The sequence below is a fragment of the Massilia sp. 2TAF26 genome (assembly GCF_052115005.1).
GTDB lineage: Bacteria > Pseudomonadota > Gammaproteobacteria > Burkholderiales > Burkholderiaceae_D > Telluria.
In genome coordinates, this window is sequence record NZ_JBFRFV010000007.1 from 25319 (window position 1) to 39173 (window position 13855).

The 13855-nt window shown below is 66.6% G+C and carries 9 protein-coding genes; 5 read left to right on the top strand and 4 right to left on the bottom strand.

Annotation, left to right across the window (positions count from 1 at the left end):
- Positions 1-26 precede the first annotated feature (26 nt).
- On the top strand, positions 27-1361 hold the full coding sequence (locus AB4Z32_RS09275) for a nicotinate phosphoribosyltransferase (RefSeq protein WP_442121557.1): 1335 nt from the start codon (positions 27-29) through the stop codon (positions 1359-1361).
- A 3-nt stretch (positions 1362-1364) separates the two neighbouring features.
- On the opposite strand, the gene mgtA is transcribed toward AB4Z32_RS09275, so the two are convergent.
- Positions 1365-3950, bottom strand: a complete 2586-nt coding sequence (mgtA, locus tag AB4Z32_RS09280; protein ID WP_442121558.1) for a magnesium-translocating P-type ATPase — start codon at positions 3948-3950, stop codon at positions 1365-1367.
- 2 nt (positions 3951-3952) lie between these two features.
- Positions 3953-4786: a universal stress protein gene (locus AB4Z32_RS09285; RefSeq protein ID WP_442121559.1), complete on the bottom strand. Its 834-nt coding sequence runs from the start codon at positions 4784-4786 to the stop codon at positions 3953-3955.
- Positions 4787-4957: 171 nt separating this feature from the next.
- Between AB4Z32_RS09285 and AB4Z32_RS09290 the strand changes: the two genes are divergently transcribed.
- Positions 4958-7087 carry an EAL domain-containing protein gene (locus tag AB4Z32_RS09290; RefSeq protein ID WP_442121560.1) on the top strand — a complete coding sequence of 710 codons (2130 nt, stop codon included), beginning with the start codon at positions 4958-4960 and terminating at the stop codon, positions 7085-7087.
- Between the two features lie 18 nt (positions 7088-7105).
- On the opposite strand, the gene AB4Z32_RS09295 is transcribed toward AB4Z32_RS09290, so the two are convergent.
- Together AB4Z32_RS09295 and AB4Z32_RS09300 are read right to left on the bottom strand one after the other, a co-directional pair.
- Positions 7106-7942 carry a universal stress protein gene (locus AB4Z32_RS09295; protein ID WP_442121561.1) on the bottom strand — a complete coding sequence of 279 codons (837 nt, stop codon included), beginning with the start codon at positions 7940-7942 and terminating at the stop codon, positions 7106-7108.
- Positions 7943-7970: 28 nt separating this feature from the next.
- Positions 7971-8690 (bottom strand): lipid-binding SYLF domain-containing protein, encoded by a 720-nt coding sequence (locus AB4Z32_RS09300; RefSeq protein ID WP_442121562.1) that lies wholly within the window; start codon positions 8688-8690, stop codon positions 7971-7973.
- Between the two features lie 211 nt (positions 8691-8901).
- Between AB4Z32_RS09300 and AB4Z32_RS09305 the strand changes: the two genes are divergently transcribed.
- From AB4Z32_RS09305 to AB4Z32_RS09315, 3 genes are read left to right on the top strand one after another with little or no spacing between them, the layout of a single operon-like run.
- Positions 8902-9999, top strand: a complete 1098-nt coding sequence (locus AB4Z32_RS09305; protein ID WP_442121737.1) for an HlyD family secretion protein — start codon at positions 8902-8904, stop codon at positions 9997-9999.
- Positions 9996-12713, top strand: a complete 2718-nt coding sequence (gene rbbA / locus AB4Z32_RS09310; RefSeq protein ID WP_442121563.1) for a ribosome-associated ATPase/putative transporter RbbA — start codon at positions 9996-9998, stop codon at positions 12711-12713. The genes AB4Z32_RS09305 and rbbA overlap by 4 nt, the downstream gene beginning before the upstream one ends.
- A 1-nt stretch (position 12714) precedes the next feature.
- Positions 12715-13839 carry an ABC transporter permease gene (locus AB4Z32_RS09315; protein WP_442121564.1) on the top strand — a complete coding sequence of 375 codons (1125 nt, stop codon included), beginning with the start codon at positions 12715-12717 and terminating at the stop codon, positions 13837-13839.
- The last annotated feature ends 16 nt before the right edge of the window (positions 13840-13855 follow it).

The window sequence follows — 13855 nt, forward strand, 5'->3', positions numbered from 1 at the left end:
ACAAGAGCCCGGGGCAGGAGAACGACATGAACGGTTCGGCACTGCTGACCGACCTGTACGAGCTGTACATGATGCAGGCGTATCGGGCAGAGGGAATGGATGGGATCGCCGTGTTCGATTTCATCGTCCGCAAGCTGCCGGCCGGCCGCAACTTCCTCGTCTTCGCCGGACTCGACGACGTGCTCGCCTATCTCGAAGGGCTCTCCTTCAGCCAGGAAGAGCTGGGCTGGCTGCGCGGCACCGGCAGGTTTTCCGAGAGCTTCCTGCGTTACCTGGCCGGCTTGCGGTTTACGGGCAAGGTCGACGCCATGCCCGAGGGGACGGTATTCTTTGCCGGAGAGCCGGTGCTGCGCGTGACCGCGCCGATCGCCCAGGCCCAGATGATCGAGAGCAGGGTCATCAACCTGCTCCAGTTCTCGATCCTGGTCGCCTCCAAGGCCGTACGCTGTGTGCTGGCGGCCCAGGGACTGGAACTGGTGGACTTCGGCATGCGGCGGGCACACGGTGCCGAGGCGGCCATGCTCGCCGCCCGCTGCAGCTTCCTGGCGGGCTTCGATGCGACGGCGACGGTTCTGGCCGGGCAGCGTTACGGCATTCCCGTCGCCGGCACGATGGCCCACGCCTACGTGCAGGCGCACGGTTCGGAGGAGCAGGCGTTCGCCGCATTCGTTCACGGTTGCAGGGACGGCAGCACCTTGCTGGTCGACACCTACGACGTCCCGCGCGCACTCGAGCACGCGATGGCGCTGGTTCGGCGCCTGCACGATGGCGGAACCGGCCATGTCGCGGCCGTTCGTATCGACAGCGGCGACCTCGCCGAACAGGCCCGGCTCGCGCGCCGGATGCTCGACGAGGGCGGCTGCGGCGACGTCAAGATTGCCGTCAGCGGGGACCTCGACGAATACCGCATCGCCGCGCTCGTGGAACAGGGGGCGCCGATCGACAGTTTCGGAGTCGGAACCCGCATGGCCACCTCGGCCGATGCGCCTTTCCTGGACTGCGCCTACAAGCTGGCGGAATACGATGGACAAGGACGCCGCAAGCGCTCGCCCGGCAAGGAGACTTACCCGGGATGCAAGCAGGTGTTCCGCCGCCTGGACGATGCCGGTATCGTCGTGGAAGACACGGTAGGGCTCGAGACCGAATACGTGCGCGGGCGCCCCTTGTTGCAGCCGGTGATGCTGAAGGGGCGGCGTTGTTGTCCGGATTGCACACTGGCCCACATGCGGCAGGAACTGCGCAGCCAGCTGGCCAGCCTGCCCGCCGGCTTGACGGCGCTCGCGGAAGCCGCGCCGCCGCCGGTACGGATTTCTCGCGGCCTGGCCCAGCTCACCACCGTGGTGGATTTTCAGTTCGGGTAAGCCTCAGCCGATGCCGAAACGCCGGATCAGCCATGCCTTGACCGTTTGCGTGACGACGGCATAGGCGGCCAGGATCCCTGCGAGGCCCCACCAGTAGGCAGGGGGCGGCGGCGCGAATCCGAGGGTGTGCGCCAGGGGCGACCATGGCAGCCACAGTCCGGCGCCGCATACCAGCAGGCTGGAAACCATCAATGGCGCCGATGGACGGTTGGCGAACGTCGGCAGTCCGCTGGTGCGGATCACGTAGACGATCAGGGTCTGCGACAGCAGCGACTCCAGGAACCAGCCGGTCTGGAAGCGTGCCGGATCCTGCGCCGCGCCCAGGCCGAGCCAGAGCAGGGCGAAGGTCGCGTAGTCGAACAAAGAGCTGATCGGTCCGAAGCACAGCACGTAGCGGCGCAGGCTGTCGACCTCCCAGCGCCGGGGCCGGGCAAGGTAGTCGGGGTCGACGCGGTCGGTCGTCAATGCGGTCTGCGAGCAGTCGTACAGCAGGTTGTTCAGCAGGACCTGGACCGGGGCCATCGGCAGGAAGGGAAGCAGTACACTGGCGCCAAGGACGCTGAACATGTTCCCGAAGTTCGAACTGGCGCTCATGCGGACATATTTGACGATGTTGCCGAACACCGCGCGCCCGACGGTGACGCCCTCGGCCACCGCGACCAGGCTTTTCTGCATCAGGATCAGATCGGCGGATTCCTTGGCGATGTCGGCGCCGGTATCCACCGAGATGCCGACGTCCGCCGCCTTCAGGGCGGGGCCGTCGTTGACGCCATCGCCAAGAAAGCCGACGACCCTGCCGGCCCACTGCAGGCTGTGGATCACGCGGGTTTTCTGCTCCGGACTGAGTTTGGCGAACACACTGGCCAGCATTGCCCGCCGTCCCAGTTCGGCGTCGTCCAGGCGATCGATCTGCGCACCGTCCATGACAATATCGTGGCCGATGCCGACCATCCCGCACACGTGGCTGCAGACCGCAAGATTGTCTCCACTCAATACCTTGATTGCGACGCCGCTGCGCGCCAGCGCCTGGATCGCCTCGGCCGCGGAGTCCTTCGGGGGATCGAAGAATGCAATATAGCCAAGCAGGACCAGGTCGCGCTCCAGTACCGGGTCGGTCAGTCGTTCGTCGCCCGCGCCCAGCACCCGGTAGGCGATCGCGATGACCCGCAGTCCGTCCGCATTCAGCCCCTGTACCACGGTGCCCAGCTGGTCCGCATGGCCGGCGCCGAAGGGCATCCTTTCGCCGCCGCGCTCGGCACTGGTACAGACGTTCATGATTTCTTCCACGGCCCCCTTGCAGATCAGGATGCGCCGGCCGTCCGGCCGGACCAGCACCACGGACATGCGCCGCCGCCTGAAATCGAAGGGAACTTCGCCGATCTTGCGCCAGTCCCGATCGGCGTTCAGGCGGGCATGGACATCGGCATATTGCAGGACTGCCTTGTCCAGCAAGTTTTTCAGCCCGGTCTGGTAAAAACTGTTCAGATAGGCGTAGTCGACCACGATGGCCGATTCCTTGCCGTCAATGTCCACATGCCTTTCGAGCACCACGCGGTCCTGGGTGAGCGTGCCGGTCTTGTCGGTGCAAAGCACATCGATCGCGCCAAGGGACTGGACGGCGCCGAGGCGCTTGACGATCACTTCGCGCTTCGCCAGCTGCAGCGCTCCGCGCGCCAGGTTGACGGTGACGATCATCGGCAGCATTTCGGGCGCCAGTCCGACGGCGACCGCGGTCGCGAACAGCAGGGCCTCCTGCCAGTTCCCCTTGCTCGCCCAGTTCAGGACAAGAACGAGAGGGGCCATGACCAGCATGATCCGCAGCAGCAGCGCGACCACCCGGTCGATCCCGCGGTCGAAGCTGGTGCGTTCTCGTGCGCTGGCCAGCGCCGCCGCGACCTGGCCGAAACTGGTGGCAGTCCCCGTGGCGATGACGAGTGCGCGCGCGCTGCCGCTGGTGACATGGGTTCCCATGAAGCCGATGTTGGCGAAACTGGCGCCGGTTCCGTCGACTGGGACGGGGCCGTCGCATTTCTCCACCGGCAGCGATTCGCCGGTCAGCGAGGACTGGTCGACGAACAGGTCGACCGTCTCGATGAAGCGCACTTCAGCGGGTACCGGATCGCCGGCCGCCAGTTGCACGACGTCGCCCGGCACCAGCTCTTCGAGCGGATGTTCGGCCGCCGGGGCGCCCGGCCTGAGGACGAGGACGGTGGTCCGTACCAGGGCGCGCAGGCGTTCCACCGCACGGTCGGAGCGGTACTCCTGGACGAACCCGAGCAGCGAGGACAGCAGGACAATGACGGCGATGACCGCGGCGCTGATTCCCTGGCCGGTAGCGAGGTCAAGCCCGGCAAGACCCAGGAGCAGCAGGGACAGCGGCCGGAAGAACTGGCCAAGGAGGGCCCGGGCCGGATGGCGCCGCCGCTTGTCCATAACGCTGTTCGGTCCATGGCGGGCCAGCCGGGCGCGGGCTTCGGTGGCGGATAGTCCGTCAGCGCCGGTGTGTAGAAAGCGCAGGGCGGCGCCGGCATCCAGCTTGGCGACGGCAGCCAGTTCCTCACTGGCGAGTGACGCCCTCGGCGGCGGCATTCTCAATGTGCGAACAGTACCGGGATAGCGGCATCGGCCAGGACGGTCCGGCTGGCGCCGCCCATGCACAGTTCCCGGAACCTGCCGTGGCCATAGCAACCCATGACGAGCATGCCGCAGCCGGCTTCCCTGGCCAGTGCCAGCAGGTCGTGCCCGGTATCGTTCCAGGCGTCGCGAACCAGCATGTGCGGCGTCACATGGTGCCGCGCCAGGAAATGCTTCAGGTCCGATTGCTCCGCCCGGAACTCGTCTTCGGCCGGATCGCGGCCGGCAAGCGACACCAGGACCACACCGGTCGAATGGCGTAGCAATGGCAGGGACGCGCTCAGCGCGAACGACGCCTCCTTGCCGCCGTCCCAGGCCACCAGCACTTTCTGGCTGTGCCAGGGAAGCGGGTCGCTGCGCGGCACCACGATCACGGGCCGCGCGCAACTCAGGATGAGGTATTCCGGCAGCCGTTCCGCCATGTCCGGCATCGATTCCGACGGATCGTCCTGGCTGACGATGACCAGGTCGGCAAAGCGCGCCATGCGTGCAAGGCCGTCGTCGGCCTGGTCGCACACGAAACGCTTTTCGTGGCGGACTCCCATCTCGCCGGCGATCTGTTCGAACGCCGCCAGCGCCCGTGCGGCATTATCTGCCAGTGGCTTGAAATAGCTGGCGCTGAGCGTGCCTGGCCTGGAGTCATATCCGTGCGGGAAAACACTGCGCGACACGCCGAACATTGCCGCACCGACCAGGTGGGCGCCGATGGCGTGGGCGAGGGCGGCGGCATAGCGTATGCGTGCCGGCGCATGCACCGATTCGTCGACATGAACGAGGATGGTCTTGAGCATGGCGGTACGCTCCATGGCGGTAGCAGCGGGGGCGGATGGACAGGGGGGCCTTTTGCTCGCAGTATCCGCATCCGTCATGGCCGATGTTTGACTCAAGTCAAATTCTCTAATGTGCTTGAGATAGTCCCTTGCTAATATGGCGGGGAGCGTCAAACAGCCGTCGCATATATCATGTTCCCCAAGAATTCCAGTGCTGCCGCGGACATCCAGCGCAGGCTCGATCGCCTGCTCGATCATTTGCCCGCCGGCGTGGTCGTGCACGCTTCCGACGGCCGTATTCTCTCGGTCAACCGCCTGGCGCGCGAATTCCTCGAACGCGGGGAAACGGAACTCGTCGGCAGCCCGGCGGACGCATCGACCTGGAGCTTCGTGGGCGTGGACAAGCAGGCCATGCCACAGTCGGCGTATCCGGTGAACGTGGTCTTGCGGACCCGCGCCAAGGTCCGGAACCTGATCGTCGGGGTGCCCGCCAACCTGCCCGAACCCGTACGCTGGCTGATCTGTAATGCCTATCCGGAATTCGACGAGAAGCAAAACCTGCAGCAAGTCGTCGTCTGCTTCACCGATTGCACGCCGCTGAAGCGTGCCAAGCAGCAGCTGGAAAAGTCGGAAGAGCGGCTCCGGCTGGTACTGCGGGGCTCGACCGACGCATCCTGGGACTGGGACCTTGCGGCGGGCGACATCTATTACTCCGATCGCTGGTGGGAGATGCTGGGCTACGCGCCCGGGGCATTACCGGCCGATCCGGAACTCTGGCTGCGGCTCGTGCACCCTGAGGACGAAGCCAGGCTGCGGGCATTTGTCGGCACGCTGTTTGCCGACCGGCGCGAAGTCTACGGCGTCGAGTTTCGCTTGCGCCACCGGGACGGCCATTATGTGCCGGTGCTGTCGCGAGGCTTCGTCCTGCGCGATCCGGTGGGCAGGCCTCTCCGTATCGCAGGCACCAATACCGACCTGACCGAACGCAAGGAAGCCGAGCGCCGTATCCATGAGCTGAGCAACTTCGACCAGCTGACCAGCCTGCCCAACCGTAGCTACCTGATCGGAGAAATGCGGAAGATCCTTGCACGTTCGAGCCGTTCGGGCCAGGTGGGCGCCATATTTTCCCTCGATCTGGACAACTTCCGGCTGATTAACGACAGTCTGGGAATCGAAGCCGGCGACAGCCTGTTGCGGCAGGTGGCGGACCGGCTGCGTGACATCCTGCCGCCGAGCGCGCAAGTCGCGCGTGCCGGCGCGGACGAATTCGTGATCGTGATGGAGGGGCTGGGGCGAACCGCCAGGCAGGCCGTTGCCGAAGCGAGCCAGGCGGCCAGGAAGTTCCTCGAAGTATTGGAAAAGCCCTATGTCTGGGCCGGCAGCGACGTCCGGAGTACGGCGAGCATCGGCGTGACGGTGTTCGACGCCGCTGCGACCGATATCGACACGGTTCTGAAGCAGGCTGCGCTGGCGATGAAAGAGGCAAAGGCCCATGGCCGCCATGGCCTGCGCTTCTTCGATACCCGCATGCAGGCGGCCGCCGACCTGCAGGCCGCGCTCGAGAAGGCGATACACGGCGACGGTGGGTTGCGCCAGTTCGTGCTGTACTGCCAGCCGCAATTCAGTCGCCGCGGCCGGCTGATAGGGGGCGAGGTCCTGGTACGATGGCGCCGGCCGGACGGCGAGCTGCTCGGACCCGACGAATTCATCGGCCTGGCCGAGTCGTCGGGCCTGATCCTGCCCTTGGGACACCATGTGCTCGAGCAAAGCTGCCGCGTACTCGGGCGCTGGCGCCGCGACAGGTCGCTGCGCAAGCTCAAGCTCGGTGTGAATGTCAGCGTGCACCAGTTACGGGATCCCGGCTTTCCCGACAGCGTCGCCGCCATTCTCGCCGACACCGGCGCGCCAGCCGGAAGGCTTTGCCTGGAGCTGACCGAAAGCGTGTTTGCAGAAGACATGATGACGATGACCGAAAGCATGCAGCGCCTGCGCATGCAGGGTATTCATTTCTCCCTCGACGACTTCGGTACCGGCTATTCCTCTCTCGCATACCTGAAGCGGTTTCCCTTGGCCGGTCTGAAGATCGACCGTTCTTTCGTGCACGATGTGCATGTCGATCCGAATGCGGTTCCCATCATCAAGGCCATCATCGCACTGGCGCGAACGCTCAAACTCGACATCGTCGCCGAAGGCGTCGAGCACGAGGCGCAGCGCAAATTCCTGGCCGCACGCGGCTGTTACGCCCTGCAGGGCTATCTGCTCGGCCGGCCGGTGCCGATCGAGGAGTTCGAGCAGGCGCATCGTGCGGCCGCGCAGGCATGAACCGCTGCCCGGACTTTCTTAATGCGCAAGGATCACCGGCAGCGGCAGGCGGCGCAGCACGGTACGGCTGACGCCCCCGAGCAGGATCTCGCGGTAGCGCGAGTGGCCGTAGCAGCCCATGACCAGCAGCTCGGCCCTGCGGTCCTCGACCAGTACCAGCAAGGCATTGCCGACTTCGCCCTTCGCATGGTGGCGGCGTACGTCGGCGTGGACGCCATGACGGGACAGGAAGCGGGCCAGGTCGACATCGCCTGCCGGCGAACGCGCGCTCGAACTCTCCTCGTCGAAGAGCACCACCTCCACTTCCGCGGCGCCGGCGAGCAGCGGCAGCGCCTGGCGTACCGCGCGTGCGGCCTCGGGACTGCCATTCCAGGCAAGCACCACACGTGTGAAGCCGGGCGTATAAGGGCGGCCGTTCGGCAGAACGAGTACGGGGGCAGGAGAGTTCATGGCGACGTATTCGGGAATGCCGGCACCTGCCCCGTGGCCGGAAGAGGAGGCGGCAGCGTGTCCGACGACGACCAGGTCGGCATACAGGGCCTGGAGTGCAAGGGCCATGGCGGGATCCTCGTCGTCGATGCGGTGCTCGAACGAGGCGACCGACATCCGGCGTGCGACCGTATCGAACTGGCTGGCACATCGCTCGGCGGATTCGCGCATCTCGCCGAACAGGGGCGTGAGATCGCCCAGTTCCACCCCCGGAAGTGCGGCCTCCCGCATGAAGCGCAGGATGCCGGTCTGCGCCATCCCGATCAGGTGCGCGCCATGCAGATTCGCGAGCTGGGCAGCGAAGGCAATACGCTCGGCCGCCTCCTGTGATTCGTCGACATGGACGAGTATGGTCTTGATATCCATCTTGGACTCCCGGGAGATGATGCAGCCGTCAGCGCGCGCTGGACGCCAGGGCATCGACAAGCAGGCTGGACTGCGGATTGCTGGTCTTGCCGCCGATTATCTCGCTCGCGGACAAGGTGCGCCGGTAATAGGCATTGTTGAGATTCTGGCTGTAGCGGACGCCGTTCAGCTCGACGGTGGCGGCATCGCCGAACAGGCCCTTGCTGTCGGCCCAAGCGACGACGTCGCCCGCGCGCGCGGAACCTTCGACCATCCTGTTCCAGTTCATGATCGTCAAGCCGGCGGTGGCGCTCAGGGAGACGCTGGTCTTCTTCAGGAAGGCATCGACGGCCTTCTGGTTGTTCAGCACGAAGGCAAGTGCGCCGCCTTGCACGCCCGCCTGGAGGCCGAGGCTCAGGCTGCCGGTGTTGTAGAAGACAGGCTGCGACCAGCTCCCGCCATCGCGTTTCACCAGCAGCAGACCGGTACCGCCTTCGGCGCCGATGCCGACCGCCGCACGCTTATAGGCGGGCACGATGAAGATACCCTTGGCGGCCCCCAGCAGCGGATGCATGCGGGTATCCAGCTCCAGCTGACGGACGACGTTCACCGCCCGCGTCACGTTACGCTCGGCGGCGGCCAGCGGCCGGTCGGCCGACGCGGTCGTGTCGGCGCTCGCGGGACGCTCGTCCTGTGCGTGCACCAGGCCGGGGCCGGCCAGCAGCACGGCGACAGCAAACTGCAGCGCGCTTTCACTGATGAAATCCATGATGCACTCCTTCCGTCAAATGATTGTGACTGGTCAATGCTAGTCCTTCGAAATGACTGTCTGGTATGACGAAGATCAAAAATCCATTCATCACGAACAATTTGACGTAGGTCATACATGGCCGCCTCGCCCAACTTCTATAGTGCGAAGTATTCAGGAAACGTCGGCCTCGCCAATGGAACTTCGAACTCCCGAGAGCCCGCTGCGAGACATGCCGGGCAACGCTCCCGCAACGACGAACAAGAGGCTCGTCAAGCGCCTCGTCGCGGCTGCGGCCGTGCTTGTGCTGGCCATTGGCGGCGCCCAGGCGTGGAAGCTGTCGCGCCAGCAGGGCCCGGGGCCCGGATTTGTCAGCGGCAACGGCAGGATCGAGGCGGTGGAAGTCGACATCGCCACCAGATTGCCGGGCCGGGTCGTCGACGTCCTGGTCGACGAAGGCGACCCGGTAAAAGCAGGCCAGCTGCTGGCGCGCATGGATGCCGGCTCCCTGCACGCGCAGAAGAGCGAGTCGCTGGCGCGGGAGCAACAGGCCCGCGACGCCGTGGCCGGTGCGCAGGCGCAGCTGGCGATGCGCCGGAGCGACCTGGCGGCAGCGGCTGCGCTGGTGGCGCAGCGCGAGAGCGAACTGGATGCCGCGCGACGGCGACTCGCACGGTCGACCGTTCTGGCCCAGGCCGGCGCCGCATCGCAGCAGGAGCTGGACGACGACCGCGCCCGCGCCGACGCGGTGCGCGCCACGCTGATGGCGGCGCGCGCACAGGTCGATGCGGCGGGCGCGGCCGTGGCGGCTGCCCGGGCCCAGGTGGTGCAGGGCCGCTCCGCGATCGAAGCCGCCGTCGCCACGACCGCGCGGATCGATGCCGACCTGCGCGACGAGGATCTGCTGGCGCCGCGCGCCGGCCGCGTCCAGTATCGCGTGGCCCAGGCCGGCGAAGTGCTGGGCGCGGGAGGCAAGGTGCTGAACCTGATCGACTTGACGGATGTCTACATGACCTTCTTCATTCCAGAGGAGGCCGCCGGCCGTGTCGCGCTCGGTACCGAGGTCCGCCTGGTGCTGGACGCGGCGCCGGACTTCGTGGTCCCGGCCACCGTCAGCTACGTCGCGAGCAGCGCGCAATTCACGCCCAAGTCCGTCGAGACCGCCAGCGAAAGGCAGAAGTTGATGTTCCGGGTAAAAGCCCAGGTCGACCGGCGGCTTCTGGAGCGCCATGCCGACCAGGTCAAGGCCGGCGTGCCCGGCGTCGCCTGGATCCGTCTCGATCCCAAGCGCCCCTGGCCGGCCGCGCTGGCGCTGAGGGGCTCGCCATGAGAGACGCGGCGCCGGCGCCGGCTGCCCGGCTTGCCGGCCTCAGCCTGCGCTATGGCCGCGTGACGGCCCTGGACCGGGTCGATCTCGAACTGCCCGCGGGCGGGATGACAGCCCTGATCGGTCCCGATGGCGTCGGCAAGTCGAGTCTGCTTGCAACGGTTGCCGGGGCGCGCCGCATTGCCGAGGGCAGGGTGGAGGTGCTTGGCGGCGACATGGCCGACGCCCGCTACCGCGCCATCGTCTGTCCAAGGATTGCCTACATGCCCCAGGGCCTCGGCCGCAACCTGTATCCGAGCCTGACGGTGGAGGAAAACCTGCAATTCTTCGCGCGACTGTTCGGCATCGGCGGCAGGGAGCGGCGCGCGCGGATCGACCTGCTGGCAGCAAGCACCGGGCTGTTGCCCTTCCTAGGGCGCCCGGCCGGCCAGCTGTCGGGCGGAATGAAGCAGAAACTGGGTTTGTGCTGTGCGCTCGTGCACGACCCGGACCTGCTGATCCTGGACGAACCCAACACAGGTGTCGATCCGTTGTCGCGCAGCCAGTTCTGGGAGCTGATCGGCGCCATCCGGCAGGCGCGCCCAGGCCTCAGCGTGCTGGTGGCAACCGCCTACATGGAAGAGGCGAGCCGCTGCGACTGGCTGGTAGCGCTGGACGGCGGGCGCGTACTGGCCAGCGGCACACCGGCGGCGCTTCTCGAAAAAGGCGGCGGCGTCAGTCTCGAAGCGGCTTTCGTGGCCTTGCTGCCGGCGGAGCGCCGCGCCGGCTATCGTGCCCAGGGTCCGCAGCCGCGCCAGCCGGTGTCCGGCGGCGCGCTTGTCATCGAAGCCGATCGGCTGTCGCGGCGCTTCGGCGATTTCGACGCCGTGAAGGATGTCAGCTTCCGCATCACGCGCGGCGAGATTTTCGGTTTCATCGGCTCGAACGGCTGCGGCAAGACCACGACGATGAAAATGCTGACAGGACTGTTGTTGCCGACCGCCGGCACGGCGCGGCTGTTCGGCGAGGAGACGGGCACGAACGGCTTGGAGGCGCGCCGGCGGGTCGGCTACATGTCGCAGGGCTTTTCACTGTACCAGGAGCTGACCGTGCGGCAGAACCTGATGCTGCATGCGCGGCTGTTCGACCTCGGCGAAGCGCTGGCGGAGGCGCGCTGCGCTGCGCTCGCCGCCCGTTTCGGCCTCGAAGCCCTGCTCGACATCCTGCCGGCCAAGTTGCCGCTGGGGCTGCGCCAGCGCCTGTCGCTGGCGGTGGCAATGGTGCATGAACCCGAGCTGTTGATCCTGGACGAACCCACCTCCGGCGTCGACCCGATCGCGCGCGACCGGTTCTGGGAGGCGTTGTTTGCATTGTCGCGCAGGGATGGCGTGACGATTTTTATTTCCACCCATTTCATGAACGAGGCCGAGCGCTGCGATCGCGTGGCCCTGATGCATGCCGGTCGGGTACTGGCCACCGGCACGCCGGACGCATTGCGGCGGGAACGCGGCGCCGCCAGCCTGGAGGAGGCGTTTACCGGCTGGCTGCGCGAAGCCGCGCCAAGCGAAGTGCAGGGGCCGCCGAGGCTGCCGGAAGCCGGCCTGGCCGCGCGCGGCGGCTGGCTGCGGCGCGCAAGCGCTTATGCATGGCGCGAAGCGCTCGAACTGCGGCGCGATCCGGTGCGCGCCAGCCTGGCGATGTTCGGTTCGCTGTTGCTCATGGTCGTGATCGGCTACGGCATCAACCTGGACGTGGAAGACCTGCGCTTCGCGGTGCTGGACCGCGACGGGACCAGCCTGAGCCGCGACTATGCGCTGAACCTGGCCGGGTCCCGCTATTTCATCGAACGGCCCGCGCTGGCCGGCTACGAGGACATGGATGCCAGGATGCGCGCCGGCGAACTGGCGCTGGCGATCGAGATTCCGCCGGGCTTTGCACGCGCGGTCGAGCGCGGTCGGCCGGCGCAGATCGGTGCCTGGATCGATGGCGCCATGCCGGTGCGCGCCGAGACCGTGCAGGGCTATCTGCTCGGCATGCACCAGGAATGGCTGCGCAGCCGGGCAGCGGCATCGGGCGCGGAGAGTATGCCGTCCGCTGTCGGCATCGAAACGCGTTTCCGCTACAACCCCGACGTGCGCAGCCTGCCGGCGATGGTGCCCGGCATCATGGCCTTGCTCCTTCTCATGCTGCCGGCGATGCAGGCCGCGCTGGCCGTGGTGCGCGAGAAGGAAATGGGCTCGATCGTCAACCTGTATGTCACGCCGGTGCGGCGCAGCGAATTCCTGCTCGGGAAGCAGGCACCCTATGTGGTGCTGGCGATGGTGAATTTCCTGCTGATGGTCCTGATGGCGGTGACGATCTTCCGGGTGCCCTTGAAAGGCAGCTTCCCGGCCCTGGCTGCGGCAGCGTTCCTGTACTGCATCTGCTCGACCGGCATCGGTCTCCTCGCGTCCAGCTTTACGCGCAGCCAGATCGCAGCACTCTTTTTCACGATGATCGGCACCATGATCCCCGCGATCCAGTATTCTGGACTGATCAATCCAGTGGTCGCGCTGGAAGGCATCGGACGTGCGCTTGGGGAGGCGTATCCGGCATCGCACATGCTGACCATCAGCCGGGGAATATTTGGCAAGGCGCTTGGGATTGCCGGCCTGGCGCCGGATTACCTGGCCCTGGCCATCGCGGTGCCGGTCATCCTTGGCCTTGCGGTGCTGGCCTTGCCGAAGCAGGAGCGCTAGCATGGCCGCCGTCTCGTTCCGCAAGATATGGTGGCTTGGCATCAAGGAATGGTGGAGCCTGGCGCGTGATCCGGTGATGCTGCTGCTGATCCTGTACACCTTTACGGCCGGCGTGTACATCGCCGCCACCGCCCAGCCGGACACCTTGAGCCGCGCCGCCCTCGCGATCGTCGACGAAGACCAGTCCCAATTGTCCGCGCGCCTGCGCGCCGCCTTCGTGCCCCCGCAATTCATGCCCCCCGAGCAGATCACGCTGGAGGAGGCCGATGCGCGGCTCGACCGCGGACGCGCGACCTTCGTGCTGGTGATACCGGCCGGCTTCCAGCGCGACGTGCTTGCCGGCCGGCCGGCGGAACTGCAGCTGAACGTCGACGCCACACGGATGAGCCAGGCTTTTACCGGCAGCAGCTACGTTCAGCAGATCGCCCTCGGCGAAATCGCGGTCTTCCAGCAGCGGGTACGGCTGGAATCCCCGCCTCCCGTCGAGCTGTCGGTGCGTGCCCGCTTCAATCCGGCGCTGGCGCCTTCATGGTTCGGTGGCCTGGCGGAAATGGTCAACAACATCACGATGCTGTCGGTCATCCTGACCGGGGCCGCGCTGATCCGCGAGCGCGAACACGGGACCGTCGAGCACCTGCTGGTGATGCCGGTACGACCGCTCGAAATCATGCTTGCCAAGCTGTGGTCGATGGCGGCGGTGGTGCTGCTGGCCGCGCTGGTCGCCCTGCTGGGTATCGTCAAAGGCCTGCTGCACGTGCAGATCGGCGGCTCGGTGACGCTGTTCCTTGCCGGGGCGGCGCTCCACCTGTTCGCGGTGACTTCGCTGGGCATCCTGTTGGCGACCCTGGCGCGCAGCATGCCGCAGTTCGGCATCCTGGTGGTCCTGGTCCTGCTGCCGCTGCAGATGCTGTCGGGCGCGACCACGCCGCGCGAGAGCATTCCCTATGCGTTGCGCCAGCTGATGCTGCTCGCCCCGACCACCCATTTCGTCGAATTCAGCCAGGCGGTCCTGTTCAGGGGCGCCGGCCTCGACGTCGTATGGCCACGCTTCCTGGCGCTGGCGGCGATCGGCGCCGCTCTGTTCGGGATAGCGCTGGCGAGATTTGGAGCGGCAATCCGTCAATAAGCAGAGGAGAAGGCAT